This window comes from Streptomyces sp. NBC_00443 (assembly GCF_036014175.1).
In the GTDB taxonomy this organism is placed as follows: Bacteria; Actinomycetota; Actinomycetes; order Streptomycetales; family Streptomycetaceae; genus Streptomyces.
In genome coordinates this window covers 6,463,166-6,488,633 of record NZ_CP107917.1, presented here as the reverse complement: position 1 = coordinate 6,488,633, position 25,468 = coordinate 6,463,166, and the positions used below count along the sequence as shown (strand labels likewise).

The window sequence follows — 25,468 nt, the reverse complement described above, 5'->3', positions numbered from 1 at the left end:
CACGATCGCGACGGATTTCGGAAAGAAGTTACCGCATGTCGGAAACTCAGCACAGGGCGCGGCCCGGATCCCGGTGCAAGCCCCAGCCCGGCCCTACAGCTTGACGATCATCTTCCCGGTGTTGTCGCCGCGCAGGACCCCGAGGAACGCCTCCAGGTTGTTCTCGATGCCCTCGACGACCGTCTCGCGGTACTTGAGCTGACCCGAGGCGACCCAGGGGCCGACCTCCTGGACGAACTGCGGCTGCAGGTCGTAGTGGTCGCCGACGAGGAGGCCCTCGATGCGGGCGCGGGTCGCGATGAGGCGGGCGAGGTTCTTCGGGCCGGGGGCGGGCTCGGTGTTGTTGTAGACCGAGATCATGCCGCAGATGGCGATCCGGCCGTGGAGGTTGAGCTGCCCGATGGCGGCCTCCAGGTGGTCGCCGCCCACGTTGTCGAAGTACACGTCGATGCCGTCGGGGGCGGCCTCGCGCAGCTGCTCGGCGACCGAGCCGTTCTTGTAGTTGAAGGCGGCGTCGAAGCCGTACTCCTCCACCAGGAGTTTGACCTTCTCGTCGGATCCGGCGGAGCCGATGACCCGGGAGGCGCCCTTGAGCTTGGCGATCTGCCCGACCTGGCTGCCGACGGCACCGGCCGCACCGGACACGAAGACGGAGTCGCCCTCCTTGAATACGGCGGTGCGCAGCAGGCCGGCGTAGGCGGTGAGGCCGGTCATGCCGAGGACGCCGAGGTACGTGGACAGGGGCGCGGCGTCCGGGTCGACCTTGACGGCGGTCTTGGCGTCCACCGCGGCGTACTCGCGCCATCCGAAGAAGTGCAGGACGTGGTCGCCGACGGCGATGCCCTCGGCGTTGGACTCGACGACCTCACCGACGGCGCCGCCCTGCATGACCTTGCCGAGCTCGAAGGGGGCGACGTAGGACTTGGCCGCCGACATGCGTCCGCGCATGTACGGGTCGACGGAGAGGTACTTGTTCCGTACGAGGACCTGGCCCTCGCCGGGGGTCGGCATCTCGGCCTCGACCAAGGCGAAGTCCTCGGGCTTGGGCCAGCCGACGGGGCGGGAGAGGAGGTGCCATTCGCGGTTGATCATGGGGGGTGCGCCTTTCCGTCCGTGCATTTTTACTTCAGTACCTGAAACAACCATGCTCCTGAATATTTCAGGATGTCAAGTAATGGGGGTACCCTGAGAGCATGGCCACCATTCCGCAGAAGACCCAGCGTCCCGATGAACTGACCCTGGAAGTCGTCGACCTCATCGGCTCGGTCGTGGCCCGCTACCACGAAGAGTACGAGGAGGCCGCCGCCGAGCACGCCCTGACCGGCGCGCAGGCGCGGCTGCTGAGCCTGCTGTCGCTGGAGCCGCTGCCGATGCGGAAGCTGGCCCAGCGGCTGCGCTGCGAGCCGTCGAACGTGACCGGCATCGTGGACCGGCTGGAGTCCCGCGGGCTGGTGGAGCGCCGCCCGGACCCGGCGGACCGACGCGTGAAGCTGGCCGCGGCGACCGACGAGGGCCGCCGGGTGGCGCGCAGCCTGCGGGATTCCCTGCGGTTCGCCCGCGAGCCGCTGGCGGGTCTGTCGGACCAGGAACGGCTGGCTCTGCGCGACCTGCTGCGGCGGATGCTGGACGCCTGACCGGCTGGAGTCCCGCGGGCTGGTGGAACACCGGCCGAACCCCGCGGACCTGCGCGTGAAGCCGGCCGCGGCGACCGACGAGGGCCGCCGGGACCCGGAACGGCCGGCCTGAAGGACCTGCTGCGGCGGATGCTCGACGCCTTACCCGCTGGAGTCCCCCGGGCCGGCGGAACACCTGCCGAACCCGGCGGACCGGCGCGTGAAGCCGACCGCAACGACCCAGACGGACCGCCGGGACCCGGAACGGCCGGCCTGAAGGACCTGCTGCGGCGGATGCTCGACGCCTTCCTTGGATGCCGGGCCCCTGGCCCGCCCGGTGATCGCCGGCGGGCGGGCTGATCGCTTGCGGGCGGGGCGGTCCGGGGTGACGATCGGAGGGTGGGTGTTGAGGGTGTCGTATCGCTCGGGCATCCACGAGGCGTGTGATGGGTACGAAGTCACGCTCCGCCGACGGGAGCCACGGCGATGCCGGAATGAGGGCGGTGACCCCGGGCGGTGACCCGGTTCTCGCCGCACGGTTCGCCGTGCCGACGGTCCCCCGGACGTTCGTGCGCCGGGCCCGGCTCCTCGATCAGCTGGCCGAGAGCCTGCGCACTCCGCTGACGCTGGTCAACGGGCCCGCGGGCGCGGGCAAGACCCTGCTGGTCGCCGACTGGACCACGGCCCGCGAGCCGGGGGACGTCGCGTGGCTGACGGTGGAGCCGGAGGACAGCGCCCCCGGCGTGTTCTGGACCTACGTCCTGCATGCCTTCCGGCATCACGGCATCGCCCTGCCCGCGGACATCGGCAGCCCCGCCCGTCCCGGCGAGGTGGACCACTCGCTGCTGGCGCGGGTCGCGGCCTGGCTGGACGGACGGGACAGGCCGGTGACCCTCGTCCTGGACGAGTTCGACCGGGTGGCCGGGTGTGCCGAGGTGGCCGAGGGACTGCAGTTCGTGCTCCGCCACGCGGGCGACGGCCTGCGTCTGATCGTGATCAGCCGTACGGAGCCGCTGCTGCCGCTGTACCGCTATCGGGCGACCGGTGAGCTCGTCGACATCCGGGGCGCCGATCTGGCGTTCCGCGCCGAGGAGACGGCGGCCCTCGCCGACCGGCACGGGCTGGCGCTGTCGAGCGCGGGCGCGCGCCTGCTGACCGCGCGCACCGGCGGCTGGGCGGCGGGACTGCGGCTGAGCACCCTGGCCGCGCAGCGGGCCGACGACCCGGAGGGCTTCCTGGCGGAGTTCGAGCCGGGACACGGCACGGTGGCCGACTTCCTGCTCGGCGAAGTGCTCCGCGCCCACCCGCCCGAGACCCAGGACCTGCTGCTGCGCGCGAGCATCCTGGAGAAGATCCACCCCGATCTGGCCAACGCCCTCACCGGCCGGGTCGACGCGGAGCCGATTCTGGAGGGCCTGCAACGGGCGAACGCGTTCGTCGAGCCCATCGGGCACTCCTGGTACCGGCTGCACCCGCTTTTCGCCGAGATCCTGCGGGTGCATCTTGGCGTCCGCCACCCCGGTCTGGAGCCCGCGCTGCACCGTACGGCCGCCCACTGGCTGAGCCGGGCGGGGCTGCTCGACGAGGCCCTGTCACATGCGGCGGACGCGGGTGACTGGGAGCTGGCCGCGGACGAGTTCATCGGCCGGCTGGCGATCGGCCGGCTGCTGACGGGGCTGTCCGCCGAGCGGCTGGACGGCCTGTTCGCGAGGATGACACCGGAGACGTCCGGGCCGGCTCCCGATCTGGTGCGCGCGGCGCGCGAGTTGGCCCATCACGACGTCGAGCGGGGAATCACCTACCTGGGGCGTGCGGAGGAGAACCTGCCCGACGGCGACTCCGGCGACGCCGCCGCGGTGCGGTTGAGCTGTGCGGTGCTGCGGGTGATGGCCGCCCGGGTGGCGGGCTCGGCGGACCTGGCCGAGCTGGCGGCGAAGGCCGCCGCGGAGGCGGAGCGGGCCCTGCCCGCGGACCGGCTGGACCAGTGCCCGGAGCTGACGGCCCTCATGCTCACCGACCTCGGAACGGCGCAGCTGTGGGCTGGCCGCTTCGATGCCGCGCGCTCGACGCTGGCCGACGCCGTCCGCTCCCCCCAGGAGCCCTCGACGGCCTTCGCGCGGCACGAGGCGCTCAGCAGGCTCGCGCTGATCGACTTCCTGCAGGGCCGTCCCGGCCGGGCCGAGTCGCACGCCAGGGGCGCGGTCACCGAGGCGGAGCACTCCGGGCTGCCGGTGTCCGACCGGACCGGGATGGCCCACCTCGTGCTGGCCGCCGTGGCCATCGACCGCGACGACCTGGCGGACGCGCAGGGCCACCTCGACCGGGCCGCCGCCACGTCCGCCGCCTCCCGCGATCCCGTCGTGGCCGTGGAGCTGGCGATCCTGCGTTCGCGGATGCTGTTCGCGAAGGGGGACCCCCGCTCGGCGCTGCTGGCCCTCGACGACATGGCGAAGCAGCCGCTGGTCTCCGCCGAGCCCTCCCCGTGGGTGAGCGACCGCATCGCGATGGCCATGGCCGCGGCGCATCTGGCCGACGGCGATCCGAAGGCCGCGGTGAAGGTCTTTGAGGACCGGCCGGCCCACGGCCCGGAGAGCCTGGTGGCCGAGGCCCGGGCTCGGGTCGCCGCCGGGGAGGGCGAACGGGCCCTGCGCATCCTCGACGAGCTCGAACTCCCCGAGCACCGCAATCCCGGACCCGTCATCGACGTATGGATTCTGCTGACCCGTGCGCAGGCCGCCGACGCGCTCGGCGACGCCGCCGCCGCCGAGAGCCTGCTGCGGCGGGCCCTGGCCGCCGCGCGCCCGCATCACCTGAGGCGGCCGTTCCTGGACGCCGGGGCCTGGGTCAGGCGGCTGCTGCGCCACCGGCCCGCGTCGGCCCGGGAGCACGCGTGGCTGACCGGCACGCTCGCGCCCGGGCGGGAGGAGCCGGTGGGTCCGCGCCCGGAAACGCTCAGCGCGCGGGAGCTGGACGTCCTGGAGCGGTTGGCGCAGCTCATGTCCACCGAGGAGATCGCCGCCGACCTGCATCTGTCGGTGAACACGGTGAAGACGCACCTCAAGAGCATCTACCGCAAGCTCGCCGCCACCCGGCGCGGCGAGGCGGTCCGCCGGGCCCGTGAGTTCGGGCTGCTCTGACGTGTCACCTCGCCCGGGTGATGCCACCCGTGCCCCAACTGGCCGAGCATGAGGTCATGCGCTACGAAATCCGCGTCGACGGGCAGATGTCGGATGAGTTGACCACGGCGTTCCCGGAGTTCGACAGCTTCGTCGTCCTCAACCAGACGGTGCTGTACGGCCAGGTCGACGACGAGGCGCACCTGTACGGCCTGTTGATCCGTTTCCAGTCGCTGGGGCTGCGCGTGGCGGAGTTCCGCCGGCTTCCGGAGTGACCGTACGGCTCAGCCCGCGAGCACCTTCGCCTTGGCTTGCTCGTACTCGGCGTCGCTGATGTCGCCGTGGTCGTGCAGCCCGGCGAGCTTGGTCAGCTGGTCCGCGTGGGTCGGCCCGGTGCGCGCGGTCGTCCCGGTCGTCCCGGTAGGTGCGGTGGTCCCGGTCGCCGGGGCGTCGGAGGCCACCTCCTGGACGTAGGAGCGGAACGCCTCCTCCTGCCGCCGTTGCTGGCGCACATCACGCTCACCCATGCCGCGCCCGCGGGCGACCAGATAGATGAAGACGCCGAGGAACGGCAGCACACAGACGAAGACCGCCCAGCCCGCCTTGCCCCAGCCGCTCATGCTGTCGTCCCGGAAGATGTCCCCGAAGACCCGGAACAGCATCACGAACCACAGCACCCACAGGAAGAACCAGAGCATCGTCAGGAAAACGTTGAGCAGCGGATAGTCCACGGTCGCCTCCACCTGCCGGCCGTCGTGGGGCCACGGCGGCACTCCAAGCCTGATGTGTTCCACGATGCGGCTGTGGCCCCGGGACGGCATCACCCGGAGCGGGTGGGGTGCAGCCGTCGTCCCGCCGGTTTCACCTGCCAGGGGTGAAGCCCCGCCCCCGAGCGCTCTCGAACAATGAACGGCATGAGCGACCGCTATCCGCCCATCGCCGAGCACGGAATGGTCGGCGACCTGCAGACCGCGGCTCTGGTCTCGTCCGCCGGAAGCGTCGACTGGTGGTGCACACCGCGCTTCGACTCGCCCAGCGTCTTCGCCTCGCTGCTGGACAGCGAGCGCGGCGGTCACTGCAAGTTCGCCGTGGAGCTCCCTGAGGGCGAGCAGCTGACGGTACGACAGCTGTACCTGTCCGACACGGCGATCCTGATCACGCGGTACATGGCGCCCGGCGGCGTCGGCGAGGTCGTCGATTTCATGCCCCTGTCGACTCCCCGACGCCGACGGACCGGCACCGGCTGATCCGGATCGCCCGCGTCGTCCGGGGCAGTCTGCCCTTCACCTTCGCCTGCCGCCCCCGCTTCGACTACGCCCGCGCCTCGCACACCCTCACGCTCCCGAGGGACGACGACCGCTCGGCGGCGGTCTTCCACGGCCCGGGAACCGACCTGCACCTCCAGGGCACCGCCGGGGTCGCCTTCCGCGCGGACGGCGACGACGTCACCGGCCGCTTCACCCTCTCCGCCGGACAGGCGGTGGCCGTCGTGCTGACCGGTGCCGCGAGCGGCGGCGCCCCCGGGCCCGCGCCGACGCTGGGCAGCCTGGTCGAGGACATGGGGGCGTGCCGCACCTTCTGGCTGTCCTGGCTGCGCCCCTGCACCTACCGAGGGCGCTGGCAGGACACCGTGAACCGCTCCGCGATCACGCTCAAGCTGCTCACCTACGCCCCCACGGGCGCGCCCATCGCCGCCGCCACCATGGGGCTGCCCGAGCAGGTCGGCGGCGAGCGCAACTGGGACTACCGCTACACGTGGGTGCGTGACGCCTCGCTCTCCGTGCGGGCCCTGATCGATCTGGGCTTCGAGGCGGAGGCGTACGCGTACCGCCGCTGGCTGCGCGAGCGCGTCGACGCCGGGACCGCCGCAACGGGCGACCCCCTGCAGATCATGTACCGCGTGGACGGCGACCCTCATCTGACCGAGGAGACCCTCGACCATCTGGAGGGCTACCAGGGCTCACGGCCCGTCCGGGCCGGCAACGCGGCCGCCGGTCAGCTCCAGCTCGACATCTACGGCGAGGCGGCCGACGCGCTGGCGGTGCGCGGCGACATCGGGGCGATCCGCGGCTGGGACGCCATGCGTGACGTACTGGACTGGCTCTCCGACCACTGGACCGGCCGGACGAGGGGATCTGGGAGACCCGAGGGGGCCGTCAGAACTTCACCTACAGCCGCCTGATGGCCTGGGTCGCCTTCGACCGGGGCATCCGCGGGTCCATCACCCACGCCCGCCCGGGCCGGATCGGCCACTGGACCGACACGCGCGACGCGATCTTCCAGCAGATCATCGAACGCGGCTGGCACCCCGAGCGCCGCGCCTTCGTCCAGCACTACGACACGGACGTCCTGGACGCCTCGCTGCTGCTGATGCCGCGGGTCGGCTTCATCTCACCGCACGACCCGGACTGGCTCACCACCCTCGACGCCATGGAGGAGGAGCTGGTCAGCGACAGCCTCGTCTACCGCTACGACCCCAAGGCCTCCCCCGACGGACTGCGCGGCTCCGAGGGCACCTTCAACCTCTGCAGCTTCTACTACGTCGAGGCCCTCGCCCGCAGCGGCCGGCTCGGGAAGGCCCGGTACGCCTTCGACAAGATGCTCACCTACGCCAACCCCGTCGGCCTCTTCGCGGAGGAGATCGGCCCCTCGGGCGAACAACTCGGCAACTTCCCCCAGGCCTTCACCCACCTCGCCCTGATCACCGCGGCCACGGCCCTGGACGAGCAACTCGGCCGGGCCGAGGCGAGTCCGACACACGGCGACGGCCAGTACGGGACGCCTCACGGCTACACGGCGCCCGTCGCGTCGGCCGACGGAGACGGCGACAGCGACAGCGACAGCGACAGCGACAACTGACAGTCAGGCAGTCACCTGACCGCCCCGGTGGTCCCGTGGCCTTCACCGTGCGCCGGGCCGGTCCGTCCGGCATCACCCCTCACGGGTGGGCGGCGCGGCCTCAGCCCGGCCGCCGGCCGCGAGCAGCGCGAGGACCGTCAGTGTGCCGAGCAGGACGAGAGCGAAGGCCAGGATCGTGAGCGGGGTGGGGCGGTTCCACACGGCGAAGATGAAGGCCAGGACCGCCAGCGCGGACAGGGCGATCGACCGGCGGTGGGCCTGTGCCCATGTGCCGACCCGTCCGGCCCGGATCTCGTGCCCGTAGGCCCAGGTGGCGAGCGAGTCCGCGGTGCGGTCGCAGCCGCGGCGGATCGCGACCGGCAGGCGGCCGGGGCCAATCAGATAGGCGCCGAGCGCGACCACGATGCCGAGCACGATCGTGGTGCGCAGGGCGGCCTTCAGGAAGCGCAGCAGCGTGTCGAAGACGGCCGCGGCGGCTGCGTCCGACTGCACGGCGGCCGGGAGGTGGTCCAGGTAGTAGCGGCGTACGACGACCAGGGCGATGACCACCACCAGGCAGGCGAAGGCGGCGCCCAGCGCGGTCCAGGCGAGCGCCCGCCGCCGCCGGCGGGCCACCAGCACCCCGACAGCGCCGATGACGACGGTGAGGACGGGCAGCCAGTAGCCGACGACGTCCAGCAGATGCGCGCCGTCGCGGACCTTCTCCAGTTCCTCGGACTGGAACAGCACCAGCTGCTTGTCGACCTGGGGGATCGCCTTCGCGGGCGACAGACCGGCGTTGACGAGTTCCGTCTTCACCTGCTCGACGAGCGTGCCGACGTCGAGGGTGACGGTGCCGCCCGCGACCCCGACGGCGCCCCGGCCCTCTCCGGTGAGGGCGTGTACGACGGCGCTGTGGGCCTGATTGTTGGCGTTGCGCCACACGGTGTCGAAGGCGCCACTGCGCACGATCCGCGTGACGACCTTCTTCACCGCGCCGTCCACGGCCGAGTCGATCTGCGGCCCGAGCCCCTGGATGGCGGTGGCGGCCTGGGGCGGCAGGCCCTGGGACCGCAGCCAGTCGGCGAGCTGCGCGGCGGCCTGGTCCCCGTCGATGCGGACGTCCACCGCCTCGGAGATCCGGTCGATGGCGGCGTCCTGGATGGCCGGCTTACCGGCCAGCGGGGCGACGGTCTTCACATACCGGTCGGTGTCGAGTGCGATGTCGTGGACCCACACGGTGATCAGTGCGACGGGTACAAGGACGCAGGTGACCACGATCAGCACCGCGGATGCCGTGGCTCGGGCGATGCGCCCGGGCGCGGAGGGCTTGTGCGCGGTGCTCATGCGGGCTCCAGGTCTTCCGGGATCCCCGCCCTCCCTTCAATTGCGTCCGCGCACCACGCAAACGGCATGCCGAACTGGCCCATACGGGCGCCGGGAAGAACCTAATCGGCGAATTGGTCCCGCTTCACCACGCACAGAGCCCAGATGATGAACGCGTACAGCGCGATCAGCGTGAGCGACCACACCGGGTAGTACGGGATGGACAGGAAGTTGGCGATCAGCAGCAGTCCCGCGATGGCGACGCCGAAGACCCTCGCCCAGGTCTTCGCTCCGAAGAGGCCGATGCTCACGACCACGGCGAGCGCCCCGAACACCAGGTGGATCCAGCCCCAGCTCGTCAGGTCGAACTTGAAGACGTAGTTGGGGGTGGAGACGTACACGTCGTCGTCGGCGATCGCCATGATCCCGCGGAAGACGTCGAGGAGCCCGGAGATGAAGAGCATCACTCCGGCGAACAGTGTCAGGCCGGTGGCGGCTGTCTGCTTCCCCGCACCGTGGCGGGTAGCGGTGGTGGCCATGTCCGGCCTCCTTTCCTCACCGGGCTGCTGCACGCAGCCGTACATCACCGAGCCTGATCCCTTGGGGGCATGCCCGTCGTCACCCAGGGAGGGTGAGGATCACGGTCACGCCGCCAGGTCGCTCCGTGCCGTGACGCGGCCTGTGGTGACCGCGTCGGTCAGGGCCTGGTGGTCGCGTTCGTTCTGGTCGGCGTAGGAGTGGGCGAAGTGGGCCAGGGCGCGATCGAAGGTGTCGCCGCGGCCGAGGTAGGCGGCGATGGCGATCGGGTCGCCCGAGCGGGCGTGGGCGCGGGCGAGGGAGGCGCCGCACAGCCGGGCGAAGAGGCCCAGGGTCCGGGCGTCCATCGTCTCGGGGCGGGCGATACCCTTCCAGTCGAGCAACTGCCGTATGTAGAAGTCGCGTTGGCGGCCGTCGATGCCCGTGACGTGCTCCCAGCCGAGGAAGATGTCGCCGGCGGCCTGCATGAGCCGCTGCCCGGCGACCACCCGCTCGCCCTGGTTCTCGTACGTGCTCGCGCCGCAGTGGGGGGCGAGGACCGAGTCGCCGGCTTCCTTGGCCTGGAGCAGGAGCGGGTCCTCGTCGTCGCGGCCGAGCAGCAGGATGATCCAGCAGCGGGTGCCGACGCTGCCGACCCCGACGACCTTGCGCGCCACGTCCACCACGCGGAACCGGCCCAGCAGATGCCGCCGCTCCGACGACAGGCTGGTCTGGTAGTCGTTGACCAGCCCCCGCAGGGTCTGCGCCACGTCCTCGCCCTCCGCTCCCGGCAGCAGCTCCGAGAGCGGCGTGATCAAAGGGGGATCCGAGACGATCCGGGGTACGCCGTCCACCACCCGGGTCAGTTTCGCGGCCGCCTGCAGACTCGTCCGGGCACGGGCCTTCTCCGCCGCCCGCACGGCCCGCTGCTTGGCCTGCTTGCCCGGCCGCTCGGGCAGCAGCTGCTCGATCTGGTCGAAGTCGTCCCGCGCGTACCAGACGTCGAGGGTGCGCAGCCCGGCGAAGTCCCGCATGCGTTCCCGGTACGACGCCACGCCGGCCCGGACGACGGCGTCGCACTCCTTCGCCGGGAACCCGTTGGCCCGCCCGGCGATCACCAGACTCGCGGCCAGCCGCTTGACGTCCCACTCGAACGGGCCCGGCAGGGTCTCGTCGAAGTCGTTGATGTCGAAGACGAGGTGGCGTTCCGCGGAGCCGAGGAGCCGGAAGTTCAGCAGATGCGCGTCGCCGCACAGCTGGGCGTACAGCCCGGTGTGCGCACCGGCGCCGAGATCGGACGCCATGATCGCGGCGGCCCCACGGTAGAAGCGGAAAGGCGATTCGAGCATCCGCCCGTACCGGACGGGCACCAGCTCGGGAACCCGGTCGGCGGACTGGCGCTCGATGATGTCGATCGGATCGGGCCGCTGCCCGTCAGGCGCGAAGACGGCATGCTCGGAGCGCGGCACCTGGGAACGCGCCTCCTTGCCGAGTGCCGAGCGCTCGGCCGGGGTGAGCGGACGGTCGTGCATCACCGTCAGCGGACCGCGGTGCGTGATGGCCATGGTCGGACCTCCTTGCCCGCAGGGTCGACCGGCCCTCCCTGCCCGCGTGGTCGACCGGCCCCCTGACCCGCATGCTCACAGCCCCGCGCTCCGGTGGGATCACCCGGAGCAGGTGATGCGGGGGCCGGGCGCGCGAGGTGGGATGCCGCTGTGGGCGGTACGCGAAAGCCGGCTGGGACGTCCGGCACGGCCGATCGTCCCCGTGCGGCGGCTCATCGGTGGGCGGCACGCCTGGCCCTGCTCGTCGCGGCCGCCGCGATCGCCGTGCTTGTGGCGGCCGCCGGTATCAGGAGCCTCGCGGTGCTGGCAGTGGGCCTGGCCGGCCTCGCCGCGACGGCCGCAGCCCTGTGGTGGGCGCTCTCCCGGCGCGGCCCGGTCCGGCTGCTGGCCGCCGCACTCGCCGCCCTGCTGCCGATCGCCGTGCTGCTGAACTACGCCGCGGTGGGCCTGCTCTGGGCCGCACTGTCCGCCGTGGCGCTGTGGATCGCGGCGCTCCTGATCGGGCAGGCGGCCCTCGCCGCGGACGCCGGCCGGCCCGGCCCCCGGGAACACCCGGCCCCACCGGCCCGAGCCCCGTTCCTCATCATGAACCCGCGTTCCGGCGGCGGAAAGGTCGGCAGATACGACCTCGTGGCCAGGGCCCGGGCCCTGGGCGCCGAGGTCGCCGTACTCGACCCGGCTCACCCGCAGGACGTCGCGGAGCTCGCCGAGCGGGCCGTGGCCAGGGGCGCGGACCTGCTGGGGGTCGCCGGCGGGGACGGCACCCAGGCGCTGGTGGCGGGGGTTGCGGCCCGGCACGATCTGCCGTTCGTCGTCATCTGCGCGGGCACCCGCAACCACTTCGCCATGGACCTCGGCCTCGACCGGACCGACCCGTCCGCCTGCCTCGACGCCCTCACCGACGGCGTCGAAGTGCGTATCGACCTCGGTCTCATCGGCGAGCGCGTCTTCGTCAACAACGCGTCCTTCGGCGTGTACGCGGCGGTCGTGCAGAGCCCCGCCTACCGCGACGACAAGGTGCCGACCATCCTCCGGGAGCTCCCGGACCTGCTGACCCATCAGGTCGGACCCCGTCTGACCGTCCGCGCGCGGGACGTGGTCCTCGACGCTCCCCAAGGGGTCCTGATCAGCAACAACCCCTACGAGTTGGGCGATCCCGCCGGCCTCGGCCGCCGCGCCCGGCTGGACTCCGGCGCCCTCGGCGTCCTCGGCGTCAAGGTCGACAACGCCGCACAGGCGGCCGGGCTGGTGCGCGGCCATCAGGCGCGCGGGCTCACGGTGCTGGCCGTGCACGAGGTGGTGGTCGAGGCCGACGCCCCCGACATCCCGGTCGGTGTGGACGGGGAGGCCCTCCTGCTGCCCACGCCCGTCATCTGCCGCATCACGCCCGGCGCCCTGCGGGTCCGCGTGCCGCGCGACCGTCCGGGAGTGCCCGGGGCGAGGCCGCGGATGGACTGGCGGAGGCTGGGCCGGCTGGCGTTGCCCCGCACTCGCGACTCAGTCGGCCACGGGCACTCACATTCGCGAACGTGAATGGTTCTCGCCGACCTGCGGCCGGTTCACGTGCACCACCACAGGAACCGATTGCACGTCTCCGTGGGTGTCGGGTCCGGGGTCGGGTCCGACGCGGTCGGTTCCTCGGTCGGGGTCGTGGGGTCCGGCTCGGACGGGGTGGTGGGGGCCGAGGTGTTGCCCGAGCCGCCGCTGCCCGTCGTAGCCGACTGGCCGTCCTTGTCGGGGGTCTTGTCCTCGTCCTTCTTCTTGTCCTCGTCCTTGGGCGACTTGGAGGCCGAGGGAGACGCCGAGGGATCCGCCGACGGCGAGTCCCCGTCCGTCCGCGGCGTCCCGTCCGTCGCCTCCGGTGACGCGGTCACCTCCTCCGATGCCGCGCCCTCCGCCGACTCGTCCCCGGCAGCCGCGGGCTTGGGGCTCGTGCCCGGGGCGTCCATGCCGAGTTCCGCGAGGCTCAGCCCCCCGGCGGCCAGCACGAAGCCCGCGGTCACCAGCAGGACCCGGCGACGGCGGCGCCGGTGCGCGGCAGCCTTGCGATCGCGACGGCTGGCGCCGGCCGACGCGGACCCGTCGTCCAGGTCGTCGCCCTCGTCGCCGTCCACTTCCTCGTCGTACGGGTCTTCGTACGCGTCGTCGTGCTCGGCGTACTCGTCACGGCCGCGCCCCCTGCCACGCCGCTGCGCCGCCCGCCGCGCGGCCCGTCCACCCGCCGGTGCGACCGGCGCCGCCTCCGAGGCCACCTCGCCGGTGTCCGCAGCCTCTGCGTTCTGCGCTTGGCCCGCTTCGCCGTAGGGGCCTTCGTGGCGACTCGCGCCGTACTCGCCGCCGCCGTACTGCCCGCCGCCGCTCCCGTACTGCCCCGAGCCGTCCCCGTACGGGCCCGTGGCGCTGCCGTACTGGCCCTCGTACCCCTCGTACGCCCGCCGGCCCTCCGCACCCCGCTCGGCCATCTGCGGGTACACCTCGTTCGGGGCGCCCGCGTACACGCGCAGCTCTTCGATCGAGGCGCCGCACCCCGGGCAGGCGAGGGCGCCATTCAGGTGCCGTCGGCACGGGTGGCAGTAGTCCATGACGCGGGAAGACTAGGTTCCGCACAGGCACCGTTGATAGTCACAGCTGTGAAAGTTGTGTATGGAACTTTCCGTTCCGGCATGGCGTGTTGACGGATATGCCGGGACTCGCCAGACACGCCCCCCACGCTCCGCGACCGGCTGCCCGAAATCCGTATCGAAAGCAGTGTCGAAACCGTTATGCGTTGGACCCATTGACACTCCCGGCGCCGCCTCCCTACTGTCACGTCAGCATTTCGAACGTGTGACGAAATTTCGAACACGCTGGGGTGCGACGCCAAATGAGCCGACGACGCAGCAAGGGGCAACTGCCGTGCGCATCACCGGAATCAGCACACACGTGGTCGGGACGCCGTGGCGCAACCTGACATACGTCCTGGTGCACACCGACGAGGGCATCACCGGAGTCGGCGAGACCCGGATGCTGGGCCACACCGACGCGCTGATCGGCTACCTGCGGGAGGCCGAGACCAACCACATTCTGGGTTCCGACCCGTTCGCTGTCGAGGACCTGGCCCGGCGCATGAAGTACGGCGACTACGGGCGGGCCGGCGAGATCGTGATGTCCGGGATCGCCGTGGTGGAGATGGCTTGCTGGGACATCAAGGGCAAGGCCCTCGGCGTGCCCGTGTGGCAGCTGCTCGGCGGCAAGGTCACCGACAAGGTCAAGGCGTACGCCAACGGCTGGTACACCACCGAGCGGACGCCGGAGGCGTACCACAAGGCGGCCCAGGGCGTGATGGAGCGCGGGTACAAGGCGCTCAAGATCGACCCCTTCGGCACCGGCCACTTCGAGCTCGACCACGCGCAGACCCTGTACGCCGTCTCCCTGATCGAGGCCGTGCGGGACGCCATCGGCCCCGAGGCCGAGCTGATGCTGGAGATGCACGGCCGCTTCTCCCCCGCGACCGCCGTACGGCTCGCGCGCGAGCTCGCGCCGTTCAAGCCGGCCTGGCTGGAGGAGCCCTGCCCGCCGGAGAACCTGAAGGCGCTGGAGAAGGTCGCCGCGAAGGTCGACATGCCGGTCGCGACGGGCGAGCGGATTCACGATCGCATCGAGTTCCGTGAGCTGTTCGAGAGCCAGGCCGTCGACATCATCCAGCCCGACGTCGGCCACATCGGCGGCATCTGGGAGACGCGCAAGCTCGCCGCGACGGCCGAGACCCACTACGTACTCGTCGCACCCCACAACGTCGGCGGCTCCGTCCTGACCGCCGCCTCCCTCCAGGTCGGGTTCACCTCCCCGAACTTCAAGATCCTGGAGCACTTCAACGACTTCGCCGACGCGGAGATCAAGAAGGTCGTGAAGGGCGCCCCGCAGGTGAACCCGGAGGACGGTTGCTTCCACCTCTCCGACGCCCCCGGCCTCGGTGTCGAGTTCGACGCCGACGCCGCCGCCGAGTTCCCGCAGCAGCAGGCCCGGTTCGACCTGTGGGCCGAGGGCTGGGAGCAGCGCAAGCCCAAGGGCGCCCAGTGAGCACCGCCGTCGTCATCGAGGCGCCCGGCGAGCACCGGCTCACCGCGCACACGCCGCGCGAGCCGGAGGCCGGTGAGGCGCTGGTCCGTGTCCACGCGGTCGGCATCTGCGGCAGCGACCGCGAGGTGTACCAGGGCAACCGGCCCGAGGGATACGTCCGTTACCCGCTCACGCCGGGCCACGAGTGGTCCGGGACCGTCGCGGCGGTCGGCGCCGGGGTGCCGGACGCGCTGGTCGGCCGCAAGGTCGTCGGCGAGGGCTTCCGCAACTGCCAGGTCTGCGACCGCTGTCACGCCGGTGAGACGACGCTGTGCAGCGCGGGGTACGAGGAGACCGGGTTCACCCAGCCCGGCGCCATGGCCGCCACGCTGACGCTTCCGGCCCGGCTGCTGCACGTCCTGCCGGACGACAGCGACCTCACCGCCGCCGCCCTGCTGGAGCCGGCCGCCTGTATCGCCGCCGCGGCGATCAAGGCCAACGCGCTGCCGGGCGAGCGCGTGGCGGTCGTGGGGACCGGGACGCTGGGCATGTTCGCCGTTCAGTTCCTGAAGGCGGGCTCGCCGGCCGAGCTGCTCGTGGTGGGCACCCGGAGCGACCGGGAGGCACTGTCGCGGCAGTACGGGGCGACCGACTTCCGCACGAAGGACCAGCTGCTCCCGGACGACTTCGACGTCGTCATCGAGACCGCCGGGTCCGCCGACGCCGCGCGCACCTCCGCCGCCCTGCTCAGGCGCGGCGGGCGCCTCGTCCTCACGGGGATCCCGGCGCCGGGCGCCCACGGACTCGACCCGACCGATCTCGTCGTACGGCAGCTGGAGGTGCACACCGTGTTCGGGGCGCCGCCGGATGCCTGGGCGCACACGGTGCGAGTGTTCGCGGCGGGGCTGCTCGATCCGCTGCCGCTGGTCACGCACGAGTTGCCGCTTCAGGAGTTCCCGCAGGCGATCGAGCTCGTCGGGTCCGGTGATCCGAAGGTGGGCAAGGTCCTCCTTCGCCCCTGAGCACCCCTCAGCCGTACGCCGGTACGGGGGCAACCTGACGGTCCCCGTACCGGCGTACACCAAGCCCCGCACACCCTGAGCCGCGAACCTCGTCCGACATATCGAACAAGAAGGACAGCTTGTGACCGACGCTTCCGCAGCCCGCCGACCCGGTGAGCAGGCGCTCGCCGCCCTCGGCCTGGCCGCGCCCGACCTCTCCCCCGCCGACGCCTCGCCCCACACCTTCCCGGGCGGCGGTCGCTGGCGCACCGAGATCCCCTCGTGCGAGGGTCCCGAAGCGCTGGCCGTCGTCCTGAAGGAAGCCTCGCTGCTCGACGTGCCGATCCACCGGATCAGCCAGGGCAGCGGCGTGTGGATGCTGACCGACGCCGAGATCACCGAGATGGTCCAGGCAACGGACGAGCGTGACATCGAGCTCTGTCTGTTCACCGGCCCGCGCGGCACCTGGGACATCGGCGGGTCCACGCGCACCGACTCGCGGGGGGCCGGACTGCGCGCCCGGGGCCACGACGCCGTCGCCGGCTGCATCGAAGACGCCGTACGGGCAACGCAGTTGGGCGTGAAGTGCCTCCTCGTCGCCGACGAGGGCGTGCTGTGGACGCTGCACCGGGCGAGAGCCGCCGGGATCATCCCGGCCGACACGACGCTCAAGGTGAGTGCGCTGATCGGACCCGTCAACCCGGCCGCGTACGCGGTGTACGAGAACCTCGGCGCCGACTCGGTCAACGTGCCCAGCGACCTGACGCTCGATCACCTCACCGAGATACGGCGGGTCTCCGCCACCCCCATGGACATGTACATCGAGGCCCCCGACGACCTCGGCGGCTATGTGCGGATGTACGAGGTCGCCGAGCTCATCCGGCGCGGCGCACCGCTCTACCTGAAGTTCGGGCTCTCCAAGACCCCCGGCATCTATCCCTACGGCCACCACATGCGGGACCTGACGCTGGCCACCGCCCGGGAACGCGTACGGCGCGGACGGCTGGCCCTGGACCTGCTCGCACGGCACGGAGCTGACGGCGACATGGCGCCTCTCGGTTCACGGCTGCCCGGAACGCTGAAGCGATTCGAAACTCCCGCATAACGTTCCGGACAAACCCCCTTCACAGAAGAAGACGCAGTCGAACACAATCCCACACACCCTTGCTTCACTCCGTTCAGTCCTCGAAGCGTCTTCGCACCGCCCGACCGAGCCCTGCTCACACACATCAAGGATGATGACCATGCGCACTCGCAGAGCCGCACTCGCCGCCATAGCCTCCGCCGCATCCCTCGCGCTGACCCTGACCGCCTGCGGCCAGAGCGGCGAGGGCGGCTCCAAGGAGGACTCGGGCAGCTCCGAGGGAGCCACCATCGGCATCGCGATGCCGACCAAGTCCTCCGAGCGCTGGATCGCCGACGGCAAGAACGTCGTCGCGGACCTGGAGTCCAAGGGCTACAAGACCAAGCTGGTCTACGGCGAGGACGACCCGGACCAGCAGGTCTCGCAGATCGAGAACCTGATCACGCAGGGCGTCAAGGCGCTGATCGTCGCGGCCATCGACAACAAGTCGATGAACAACGTGCTCCAGCAGGCCAAGGACGCGAGCATCCCGGTGATCTCCTACGACCGCCTGATCCTCGGCACGGAGAACGTCGACTACTACGCGTCGTTCGACAACGAGAAGGTCGGCGAGCTCCAGGCCGACTACATGGTCGAGAAGCTCGGCCTGAAGGACGGCTCCAAGAAGGGCCCGTTCAACATCGAGCTGTTCGCCGGATCCAACGACGACAACAACACCCGCTACTTCTTCGGCGGGGCGATGAAGGTCCTGCAGCCCTACATCGACAAGAAGCAGCTCGTCGTCCGCTCCGGCCAGACCAAGCTGACCCAGGTCACCACCCTGCGCTGGGACGGCGGCACCGCCCAGAAGCGCATGGACGACATCCTGACCTCGGCGTACAAGAGCGAGCGCGTCGACGCGGTCCTCTCGCCGTACGACGGCATCTCCATCGGCATCCTGTCGGCGCTGAAGTCGGACGACTACGGCTCCAAGAGCAAGCCGCTGCCGGTCGTCACCGGTCAGGACGCCGAGGTCGCCTCGGTGAAGTCGATCATCGCCGACGAGCAGTCGATGACCGTCTACAAGGACACCCGCGAGCTCGCCAAGGTCGCCTCGGGCATGGTCGACGCCCTGCTCAACGACAAGAAGCCCGAGGTCAACGACTCCAAGACCTACGACAACGGATCGAAGGTCGTCCCGGCGTACCTGCTGGAGCCGGTCGCGGTCGACAAGACCAACTACCAGAAGGAGGTCGTCGACTCCGGCTACATCAAGGAGAGCGACCTCAAGTAACCGCCGGCCCACTCTGATTGGAAGGCACGACCATGGCGGGACCCGTCCTGGAAATGCGCTCGATCGTCAAGACCTTTCCCGGCGTCAAAGCGCTGTCGGACGTCACGCTGACCGTCCGGCAGGGCGAGGTCCACGCCATCTGCGGGGAGAACGGCGCCGGCAAGTCGACCCTGATGAAGGTCCTCTCCGGCGTCCACCCGCACGGCACCTACGAGGGGGACATCCTCTTCGAGGGGGAGGTCTGCGAGTTCAAGGACATCCGCGCGAGCGAGCACCGCGGCATCGTCATCATCCACCAGGAGCTGGCGCTGTCGCCGTTCCTCTCCCTCGCGGAGAACATCTTCCTCGGCAATGAGCACGCCAAGGGCGGGTTCATCGACTGGCGGGAGACCCTGCGGCACGCCACGGAGCTGCTGCGCCGGGTCGGTCTCTCCGACCACCCGGACACCCGCGTCGCCGACATCGGCGTGGGCAAGCAGCAGCTCGTGGAGATCGCGAAGGCGCTGTCGAAGAAGGTGAAGCTGCTCATCCTCGATGAGCCGACCGCGGCCCTGAACGACGAGGACAGCGGCAAACTCCTGGATCTGATCCTGGAGTTGAAGAAGCAGGGCATCACCTCGATCATCATCTCCCACAAGCTCAACGAGATCCGCAAGGTCGCCGACTCGGTGACGATCCTCCGCGACGGCCAGACCATCGAGACGCTCGATGTGAAGGCGCCGGAGACCACCGAGGACCGGATCATCAGCGGCATGGTCGGCCGGGACCTGGAGCACCGCTTCCCCGACCGCACCCCGCACGAGCCGGAGAAGGGCGCCGCCCCCGCCCTGGAGATCCGCAACTGGACCGTGCACCACCCGATCGACCAGCAACGCAAGGTGGTCGACGATGTGTCACTGTCCGTGCGGCGCGGGGAGATCGTCGGCATCGCGGGCCTGATGGGCGCCGGCCGCACCGAGCTCGCGATGAGCGTCTTCGGGCGGACGTACGGCCGTTACGCGGGCGGCACGGTCCTCAAGGACGGCAAGGAGATCCGTACCAAGACCGTCCCCGAGGCGGTCAGGAACGGCATCGCGTACGTCACCGAGGACCGCAAGCACTACGGCCTCAACCTCATCGACACCATCAACCGCAACATCTCGCTCAGCGCGCTGGGCAAGGTCGCCAAACGGGGCGTGGTCGACGAGCACGGGGAGCGGCAGGTCGCCGAGGGCTTCCGCAAGTCCATGAACATCAAGGCGCCGACCGTCTTCGAGCCGGTGGGCAAGCTGTCCGGCGGCAACCAGCAGAAGGTCGTCCTCAGCAAGTGGATCTTCGCGGGTCCCGATGTGCTGATCCTGGACGAGCCGACGCGAGGCATCGACGTCGGCGCCAAGTACGAGATCTACACGGTCATCGACCAGCTGGCCGCCCAGGGCAAGGCGGTCGTCTTCATCTCCTCCGAGCTGCCGGAGCTGCTCGGCATGTGTGACCGCATCTACACGATGGCCGCGGGGCGGCTGACCGGCGAGTTCTCGCGGGCCGAGGCCTCGCAGGAATCGTTGATGCGTCAGATGACAAAGGACAAAGAGGTATCCCGATGAGCACGGATGTGACCGCCAAGAGCCCGGCCCCCGCGCCGCCGGGCAAGAGCTCGGGGGCCGCGGGCGCCGGCCTGCTCCAGCTGGTGATGGACGGTATGCGCCGCAACATGCGGCAGTACGGCATGCTGATCGCGCTCGGCCTGATCGTGGTGCTGTTCGCCGTGTGGACCGAGGGCGACCTGCTGCTGCCGCGCAACGTCTCCAACCTGGTGCTGCAGAACAGCTACATCCTGATCCTCGCGATCGGCATGATGCTGGTCATCATCGCGGGCCATATCGACCTGTCGGTGGGATCGCTGACGGCGTTCATCGGCTCGATGGCGGCCGTGTTCATGGTGAGGAACGACCTGCCATGGCCGGTGGCGGTGATCCTCTGCCTGGCCATGGGCGCCCTCGCGGGTGCGGCACAAGGGTTCTTCATCGCGTACGGCGGCATACCATCCTTCATCGTGACCCTCGCGGGCATGCTGATCTTCCGTGGTCTGACGGAGATCTTCCTGGAGGGTCAGACCCTCGGCCCGTTCCCGGAGGGCCTGCAGAAGGTCGCCAACGGCTTCCTTCCCGAGGTCGGCCCGACCACGAACTACCACAACCTGACACTTCTGCTCGGCTTCGCGATGATCGCGTTCGTGGTCTTCCAGGAGTTCCGTGACCGTCGCCGGCAGCAGGAGTTCTCCCTCGAAGTCCCGCCCTTCAACCTGTTCCTGCTGAAGCTGGTCGCGCTCGGCGCCGCCATCCTCACGCTGACGATGCTGCTCGCCAGCTACAAGGGCGCCCCGATCGTGCTGCTCGTCCTGGGCGTGCTGCTCGTCGGCTTCGGGTACGTCATGCGCAACGCGATCATCGGCCGCCACATCTACGCCATCGGCGGCAACCTGCCCGCGGCCAAGCTGTCGGGTGTGAAGGACAAGAAGGTCACCTTCCTGGTCTTCCTGAACATGGGCATGCTCGCGGCCCTGGCGGGTCTGGTCTTCGCCGCCCGCTTCAACGCGGCCTCTCCCAAGGCCGGCCTCAACTTCGAGCTGGAGGCGATCGCGGCCTCGTTCATCGGCGGCGCGTCGATGAGCGGCGGCGTCGGCACCGTCCTCGGCGCGATCATCGGTGGCCTGGTCCTGGGCGTGCTGAACAACGGCATGAACCTCGTCGGCATCGGCACCGACTGGCAGCAGGTCATCAAGGGCCTGGTGCTGCTGGCGGCGGTCGGGTTCGACGTGTGGAACAAGCGCAAGGTCGGTTCGTAAGTCCAAGCACAGGGCCCCGCCGGAAGGCGGGGCCCTTCAACTTCCCGAGCAGGAGCCGCACATGGACATGAGCAGACGTACGGTCATAGCCGGAGCCGCGGCGGCGGGGATCACCGCCGCGACCATCGGCAGCGCACACGCCACGGGAGGCAGGACCCCGGTGAAGTCGCTCTTCGGCAAGCTTGCCGACGGCACCAAGGTCTACAGCTGGTCGCTGGCCAACGGCGGCACCCGCATGAAGGTCCTCTCCTACGGCGGCGTCGTGCAGTCCCTGGAGGTCCCGGACCGCCGCGGCCGGCTCGCCAACATCTCCCTGGGCTTCGACAACATCGAGGACTACGTCGCGAAGAGCCCGTACTTCGGCGCCCTGATCGGCCGGTACGGCAACCGCATCGGCAAGGGCAAGTTCACGCTCGACGGCAAGGCCTACCAGGTCAACGTCAACGACGGCGAGAACAGCCTGCACGGCGGCGCCCAGGGCTTCGACAAGCGCGTGTGGGACGTCGAGCCGTTCACCAAGGGCTCCGACGTCGGCCTGCACCTGTACTACACGTCCGTCGACGGCGAGATGGGCTACCCGGGCACGCTCAAGGTGAAGGTGACGTACACCCTCACCAAGCACGGTGACTGGCGCATCGACTACGAGGCCACCACCGACAAGGCCACGGTCGTCAACCTCACCAGCCACGTCTACTGGAACCTCGCCGGCGAGGGCAGCGGCACGATCGAGAACCACCAGCTGAAGATCGACGCCTCCCGCTACACCCCCGTCGACTCGGGTCTCATCCCGACCGGGCAGCTGGCCCCCGTCGCGGGCACCCCCTTCGACTTCCGCCGCACCAAGGCGATCGGCGAGGGCCTGCGCGAGGCCCACCAGCAGCTGCTGTACGGCAAGGGCATCGACCACAACTGGGTCCTCGACAAGGGCATCTCGCCGCGCCCCGAGTGGATCGCCACCCTGAAGGACCCGTCCTCCGGCCGCACCCTGCGGATGGCGACCACCGAGCCCGGCCTGCAGTTCTACTCCGGCAACTTCCTCGACGGCACCCTGGTCGGCCCGTCCGGCCGCACCTACCGGCAGGGCGACGCGCTGTGCCTGGAGACGCAGCACTTCCCGGACTCGCCGAACAAGCCGTCGTTCCCGTCGACGGTGCTGCGACCTGGGCAGACGTACCGGTCTTCGACGGTGCACTCGTTCAGCTGCTGAGCCGCTGCCGGCAGCACTCGGACCTCCCCTTCTGCCGGTTCTGACGGTTCTTCACAGGTGGCACACAAGTTCCTACCGGTTTCTCAGTGGTTGAACAGCGCCACCCCAGCCTCCGTATGTAAGGGCGGCCCGCGCTCCCCCGCGCGGGCCACCCAAAGACGACGGGCCCGGTCGTCCCCGCCGGGCCCGCCCCATACGGAGGTTCCATGGCCGACAACGTCACCTCGCTGTTCCGCAGCACCGCGGCACACAGCCCGTCGATGGCGGCGCTGACGCGTGAGGGCGGCGACGGGGCCGGTCCGGTCGACTTCTGCATTCCCTGCAACCCGTACTTCCCGACGCCGGAGATGTTCCAGGACATGGGGGCCCGGCTGCGGGACATCATCACGTACTACCCGAGCAGCGCGGACACGATCACGGCCGAGCTGTGCAGTCTGCTCCAACTTCCGCCGCAGTGCGTGGCGATGGGCAACGGCTCCACGGAGCTGATCACCTGGATCGACCACCTGATGGTCCGGGAGTCCCTCGCCATCCCCGTCCCCACCTTCGGCCGCTGGACCGACCAGCCCATGGAGACCGGCAAGCGGGTCGACATGTTCCCGCTCCAGGAGTCCAGCGGCTTCGCCCTCGACCTCGCGCAGTACGCCGAGTTCATCCGCGCCAGGGGGACGCGGGTGGCGGTCATCTGCAACCCGAACAACCCCGACGGCGGCTACCTCCACAAGCACGCGCTCGTGCAGTTCATGGACGCCATGGCCGACCTGGACCTCGTCATCGTCGACGAGAGCTTCCTGGAGTTCGCCGACGCCGAGCAGGAACCCTCGGTCGTCCAGGAGGCGATGCTGCGGCCGAACGTCATCGTCCTGCGCAGCCTCGGCAAGAACTTCGGTCTGCACGGCATCCGCTTCGGCTATCTGGTCGCCAACCCGGCGCTCGCGGGCATGGTCCGCTCGAGGCTGCCGAAGTGGAACCTCAACGCCTTTGCCGAGCACGTGGTGTTCATGCTCAAGAACCACGGCGCCGAGTACGCGCAGAGCCTGCACCAGGTGCGCCGGGACCGCCTCGACATGGCCAGCCAGCTCTCCTCGCTCCCCGGCCTGACGGTCTACCCGTCGCAGGGCAACTTCCTCTTCGTGCGCCTCCCCGTGGGCGCCGAAGGCACCGTGGTCCGGGATCGGCTGCTCACCGAGCACCGGATCCTGGTCCGCGAGTGCGGCAACAAGATCGGTTCGTCCAGCCGCTTCCTGCGACTCGTGGTGCGCCCCCAGGTGGACGTGCGTCGCCTGGTGTCCGGCCTGGAGCAGGTGCTCTACGGGTCCAGGAGGGGAGCCGCCGTACCTGAGCTGGGTACAGGAATCAACTACAGCTCGGGTACGGCGGCCGTGGACCGGCTGGTCAGCTCCACGAACGGTGCGGGGATGCCGGGGCTCGCCGCGCAGGCCATGGGTGCGCCCATGCCGGCACCTGCGCCGGCTCAGCCGCAGCCGGTGGCGCCGGCCGCTGCCGCGGTGCCTCCGCAGGGTATGGGGATGCCCATGCCTGCGCCGGTTCCGGTGGCTCCGGTCCCGGCGCCCATGCCTGCGCCGATGCCCACGCCTGTGCCTGTGCCGGCGGCTGCGCCGATGCCCACGCCCGTGCCTACGCCTGTGCCTGTGCCGGCGGCTGCGCCCGCCCCTGCTCCGACGCCGTTCCCGTCGCCCATGGCGCCCATGGCGCCCGCCGCGGCTGCGATGCCCGGGCCTACGCCGCCCGGAGTGCCGGCCCGCGGTGGGCTTACGGCCGCGCAGGTGCGGGGGACTACGGGGCCGGGGCTTACTCCGGCGCCGGCGACGGGGTGGCCCAACAGTCAGTCTTGGCCGAATGCCGCGGGTATGGGGGCGGCCGGGTAGCGCCCTTTCGCCGGAGGGGTGCGGGCGTATGTGCGGCTGCGAGTGCGTCGTGGCTGATCGCGCAGTTCCCCGCGCCCCTAAAGGCGTTGCAGGCAGGTCGGCTTCAGGTACACCCTGATCAATACGCCACGGGCCAGCCGCTGCTCCAGTTCAAGAGGTTGACGCCCAGCTTGGGTGTGCCGTTGTCGTTGGCGTCGTAGTAGTGGTAGACGATCAGGTCGCCGTCGACGTCGTTCATGATCGACTGGCCGCCGGGGCCGATGATGCTGCCGTGGGACTCCAGGACCGAGGTCCCGCCGTTGTTCATCATCGAGACACCGCTCTTGTCGACGTACGGGCCGGTGACGCTGGTGGCGCGGCCGACCTTGACCTTGTACGTGGAGCTGGTGCCCGCGCAGCAGGTGTCGTAGGACGCGAAGAGGTAGTAGTAGCCGCCCCGTTTCACGATGAAGGGTGCCTCCACGGCCTTGGTGCCGGTCGGGCGGGAGGCGAGGGAGTAGCGGGTGGTGTTGGAGGAGAGCTGCTTCCCCGTCGACGGGTTGATCTGGATCATCTTGATCCCCGTCCACCAACTGCCGAAGGAAAGCCACCACTTGCCGTCGTCGTTCACGAAGAGGTTCGGGTCGATGGCGTTGTAGTCGCTTGAGGAGCTCGACGTGTGGACGGTGCCCTGGTCGGTCCAGCTGCCGGGCAGGCCGGTGGTGGAGGTGGCGAGGCCTATGGCGGAGGTGTTCGAGCCGAACTTCGAGACGGAGTAGTACATCAGGTACTTGCCGCCGTGGTACGAGATGTCCGGCGCCCAGGCCTCCGGCACGGAGGAGTAGGTGGACCACCAGCCCGGCCGGGAGGAGAACGCGTCGGCACCGTTCCTGAAGGCGGTGCGGTCGCTGGAGGTCTTGTTGGCGATGCCGCCGCCGGTGGCGTACAGCAGGTACTGGCCGGACGAGGTGCGGAGCATCGTCGGGTCGTGGGTGACGATGTCGCCGGTGACGCGGCCGGGGTTGGGGTACGCGGTCGCCGAGGACGGGATGAGGGCGAGGAGAGCGGCGGCGGGGAGTGCGATCAGGGCTGTGCGCTTGCGGAGGGTGGGGGGCATGCGGGTCCTCCTTGCGGTGGGGGCCGGGTCGTCGGCCGATATACCGAACGGCGCTCGCAGATTCGAACGGGACCGTAGAATC

The 25,468-nt window shown here is 70.4% G+C and carries 20 protein-coding genes and 2 pseudogenes; 14 read left to right on the top strand and 8 right to left on the bottom strand.

The window, feature by feature from the left end:
* Positions 1–93: 93 nt before the first annotated feature.
* Positions 94–1,092: an NADP-dependent oxidoreductase gene (locus OHO27_RS29600; RefSeq protein ID WP_328428015.1), complete on the bottom strand. Its 999-nt coding sequence runs from the start codon at positions 1,090–1,092 to the stop codon at positions 94–96.
* Between the two features lie 101 nt (positions 1,093–1,193).
* Here OHO27_RS29600 and OHO27_RS29595 point away from each other — a divergent pair, with 101 nt between their 5' ends.
* Positions 1,194–1,634, top strand: a complete 441-nt coding sequence (locus OHO27_RS29595) for a MarR family winged helix-turn-helix transcriptional regulator (protein WP_328428014.1) — start codon at positions 1,194–1,196, stop codon at positions 1,632–1,634.
* Positions 1,633–1,734 (top strand): annotated as a pseudogene (locus tag OHO27_RS29590) (MarR family transcriptional regulator); the annotation flags it as partial. The gene OHO27_RS29595 and the pseudogene OHO27_RS29590, both read left to right, overlap by 2 nt.
* Before the next feature lie 41 nt (positions 1,735–1,775).
* On the opposite strand, the gene OHO27_RS29585 reads toward OHO27_RS29590, so the two are convergent.
* Complete coding sequence (locus tag OHO27_RS29585) at positions 1,776–2,045, bottom strand: hypothetical protein (protein WP_328428013.1); 270 nt, start codon at positions 2,043–2,045, stop codon at positions 1,776–1,778.
* Between the two features lie 14 nt (positions 2,046–2,059).
* Here OHO27_RS29585 and OHO27_RS29580 point away from each other — a divergent pair, with 14 nt between their 5' ends.
* Positions 2,060–4,750 carry a helix-turn-helix transcriptional regulator gene (locus OHO27_RS29580; RefSeq protein ID WP_328428012.1) on the top strand — a complete coding sequence of 897 codons (2,691 nt, stop codon included), beginning with the start codon at positions 2,060–2,062 and terminating at the stop codon, positions 4,748–4,750.
* Positions 4,751–4,806: 56 nt separating this feature from the next.
* Positions 4,807–5,004 carry a hypothetical protein gene (locus OHO27_RS29575; RefSeq protein WP_328428011.1) on the top strand — a complete coding sequence of 66 codons (198 nt, stop codon included), beginning with the start codon at positions 4,807–4,809 and terminating at the stop codon, positions 5,002–5,004.
* Between the two features lie 9 nt (positions 5,005–5,013).
* Here OHO27_RS29575 and OHO27_RS29570 read toward each other — a convergent pair whose 3' ends face one another.
* Entirely contained in the window at positions 5,014–5,427 is a 414-nt protein-coding gene (locus OHO27_RS29570; protein ID WP_328430593.1) for an SHOCT domain-containing protein, read from the bottom strand.
* A gap of 216 nt (positions 5,428–5,643) precedes the next feature.
* Here OHO27_RS29570 and OHO27_RS29565 point away from each other — a divergent pair.
* Positions 5,644–7,588: pseudogene (locus OHO27_RS29565) on the top strand (glycoside hydrolase family 15 protein).
* A gap of 72 nt (positions 7,589–7,660) precedes the next feature.
* On the opposite strand, the gene OHO27_RS29560 reads toward OHO27_RS29565, so the two are convergent.
* From OHO27_RS29560 to OHO27_RS29550, 3 genes are all read right to left on the bottom strand, one after another.
* On the bottom strand, positions 7,661–8,914 hold the full coding sequence (locus OHO27_RS29560; RefSeq protein ID WP_328428010.1) for a hypothetical protein: 1,254 nt from the start codon (positions 8,912–8,914) through the stop codon (positions 7,661–7,663).
* 101 nt (positions 8,915–9,015) lie between these two features.
* Positions 9,016–9,432, bottom strand: coding sequence for a DUF7144 family membrane protein (locus OHO27_RS29555; protein WP_328428009.1), 417 nt, complete (start codon positions 9,430–9,432; stop codon positions 9,016–9,018).
* Between the two features lie 105 nt (positions 9,433–9,537).
* The gene (locus OHO27_RS29550) at positions 9,538–10,974 is read right to left on the bottom strand and encodes a DUF2252 domain-containing protein (protein ID WP_328428008.1); all 1,437 of its coding nucleotides are present in this window, start codon (positions 10,972–10,974) and stop codon (positions 9,538–9,540) included.
* A gap of 150 nt (positions 10,975–11,124) precedes the next feature.
* Between OHO27_RS29550 and OHO27_RS29545 the strand changes: the two genes are divergently transcribed.
* Positions 11,125–12,507 carry a diacylglycerol/lipid kinase family protein gene (locus tag OHO27_RS29545; protein ID WP_328428007.1) on the top strand — a complete coding sequence of 461 codons (1,383 nt, stop codon included), beginning with the start codon at positions 11,125–11,127 and terminating at the stop codon, positions 12,505–12,507.
* Positions 12,508–12,533: 26 nt separating this feature from the next.
* Here OHO27_RS29545 and OHO27_RS29540 read toward each other — a convergent pair whose 3' ends face one another.
* Positions 12,534–13,556 (bottom strand): SCO2400 family protein, encoded by a 1,023-nt coding sequence (locus OHO27_RS29540; RefSeq protein ID WP_328428006.1) that lies wholly within the window; start codon positions 13,554–13,556, stop codon positions 12,534–12,536.
* A gap of 313 nt (positions 13,557–13,869) precedes the next feature.
* On the opposite strand from OHO27_RS29540, the gene OHO27_RS29535 reads away from it, so the two are divergent.
* The 8 genes from OHO27_RS29535 to OHO27_RS29500 all read left to right on the top strand — a co-directional run bounded on the left by OHO27_RS29535 (position 13,870) and on the right by OHO27_RS29500 (position 24,290).
* The gene (locus tag OHO27_RS29535; protein ID WP_328428005.1) at positions 13,870–15,033 is read left to right on the top strand and encodes a mandelate racemase/muconate lactonizing enzyme family protein; all 1,164 of its coding nucleotides are present in this window, start codon (positions 13,870–13,872) and stop codon (positions 15,031–15,033) included.
* Entirely contained in the window at positions 15,030–16,034 is a 1,005-nt protein-coding gene (locus tag OHO27_RS29530) for a zinc-dependent alcohol dehydrogenase (RefSeq protein ID WP_328428004.1), read from the top strand. Before OHO27_RS29535 ends, OHO27_RS29530 begins: the two co-directional genes overlap by 4 nt.
* 121 nt (positions 16,035–16,155) lie before the next feature.
* Positions 16,156–17,118, top strand: coding sequence for a hypothetical protein (locus tag OHO27_RS29525; RefSeq protein WP_328428003.1), 963 nt, complete (start codon positions 16,156–16,158; stop codon positions 17,116–17,118).
* 139 nt (positions 17,119–17,257) lie between these two features.
* Complete coding sequence (gene chvE / locus OHO27_RS29520; protein ID WP_443059623.1) at positions 17,258–18,370, top strand: multiple monosaccharide ABC transporter substrate-binding protein; 1,113 nt, start codon at positions 17,258–17,260, stop codon at positions 18,368–18,370.
* Positions 18,371–18,402: 32 nt separating this feature from the next.
* Positions 18,403–19,953, top strand: a complete 1,551-nt coding sequence (gene mmsA, locus OHO27_RS29515) for a multiple monosaccharide ABC transporter ATP-binding protein (protein WP_328428001.1) — start codon at positions 18,403–18,405, stop codon at positions 19,951–19,953.
* Positions 19,950–21,194, top strand: coding sequence for a multiple monosaccharide ABC transporter permease (gene mmsB / locus OHO27_RS29510; protein ID WP_328428000.1), 1,245 nt, complete (start codon positions 19,950–19,952; stop codon positions 21,192–21,194). Before mmsA ends, mmsB begins: the two co-directional genes overlap by 4 nt.
* A gap of 61 nt (positions 21,195–21,255) precedes the next feature.
* Entirely contained in the window at positions 21,256–22,401 is a 1,146-nt protein-coding gene (locus OHO27_RS29505) for an aldose epimerase family protein (RefSeq protein WP_328427999.1), read from the top strand.
* Between the two features lie 206 nt (positions 22,402–22,607).
* Positions 22,608–24,290: a pyridoxal phosphate-dependent aminotransferase gene (locus tag OHO27_RS29500; RefSeq protein ID WP_328427998.1), complete on the top strand. Its 1,683-nt coding sequence runs from the start codon at positions 22,608–22,610 to the stop codon at positions 24,288–24,290.
* A 118-nt stretch (positions 24,291–24,408) separates the two neighbouring features.
* Here the strand turns inward: OHO27_RS29500 and OHO27_RS29495 are convergent, their stop codons facing one another.
* Positions 24,409–25,386, bottom strand: coding sequence for an arabinan endo-1,5-alpha-L-arabinosidase (locus tag OHO27_RS29495; protein WP_328427997.1), 978 nt, complete (start codon positions 25,384–25,386; stop codon positions 24,409–24,411).
* Positions 25,387–25,468 lie beyond the last annotated feature (82 nt).

Bases quoted from the DNA above. Each gene is read 5' to 3' on its own strand.
- OHO27_RS29555 (WP_328428009.1), bottom strand. From the start codon at position 9,432: ATGGCCACCACCGCTACCCGCCACGGTGCGGGGAAGCAGACAGCCGCC.
- OHO27_RS29585 (WP_328428013.1), bottom strand. From the start codon at position 2,045: ATGCCCGAGCGATACGACACCCTCAACACCCACCCTCCGATCGTCACC.
- OHO27_RS29540 (WP_328428006.1), bottom strand. From the start codon at position 13,556: ATGGACTACTGCCACCCGTGCCGACGGCACCTGAATGGCGCCCTCGCC.
- OHO27_RS29570 (WP_328430593.1), bottom strand. From the start codon at position 5,427: ATGCTCTGGTTCTTCCTGTGGGTGCTGTGGTTCGTGATGCTGTTCCGG.
- OHO27_RS29495 (WP_328427997.1), bottom strand. From the start codon at position 25,386: ATGCCCCCCACCCTCCGCAAGCGCACAGCCCTGATCGCACTCCCCGCC.
- OHO27_RS29600 (WP_328428015.1), bottom strand. From the start codon at position 1,092: ATGATCAACCGCGAATGGCACCTCCTCTCCCGCCCCGTCGGCTGGCCC.
- OHO27_RS29500 (WP_328427998.1), top strand. From the start codon at position 22,608: ATGGCCGACAACGTCACCTCGCTGTTCCGCAGCACCGCGGCACACAGC.
- OHO27_RS29505 (WP_328427999.1), top strand. From the start codon at position 21,256: ATGGACATGAGCAGACGTACGGTCATAGCCGGAGCCGCGGCGGCGGGG.
- mmsA (WP_328428001.1), top strand. From the start codon at position 18,403: ATGGCGGGACCCGTCCTGGAAATGCGCTCGATCGTCAAGACCTTTCCC.
- OHO27_RS29550 (WP_328428008.1), bottom strand. From the start codon at position 10,974: ATGGCCATCACGCACCGCGGTCCGCTGACGGTGATGCACGACCGTCCG.
- OHO27_RS29580 (WP_328428012.1), top strand. From the start codon at position 2,060: ATGGGTACGAAGTCACGCTCCGCCGACGGGAGCCACGGCGATGCCGGA.
- mmsB (WP_328428000.1), top strand. From the start codon at position 19,950: ATGAGCACGGATGTGACCGCCAAGAGCCCGGCCCCCGCGCCGCCGGGC.
- OHO27_RS29575 (WP_328428011.1), top strand. From the start codon at position 4,807: ATGCGCTACGAAATCCGCGTCGACGGGCAGATGTCGGATGAGTTGACC.
- OHO27_RS29560 (WP_328428010.1), bottom strand. From the start codon at position 8,914: ATGAGCACCGCGCACAAGCCCTCCGCGCCCGGGCGCATCGCCCGAGCC.
- OHO27_RS29595 (WP_328428014.1), top strand. From the start codon at position 1,194: ATGGCCACCATTCCGCAGAAGACCCAGCGTCCCGATGAACTGACCCTG.
- chvE (WP_443059623.1), top strand. From the start codon at position 17,258: ATGCGCACTCGCAGAGCCGCACTCGCCGCCATAGCCTCCGCCGCATCC.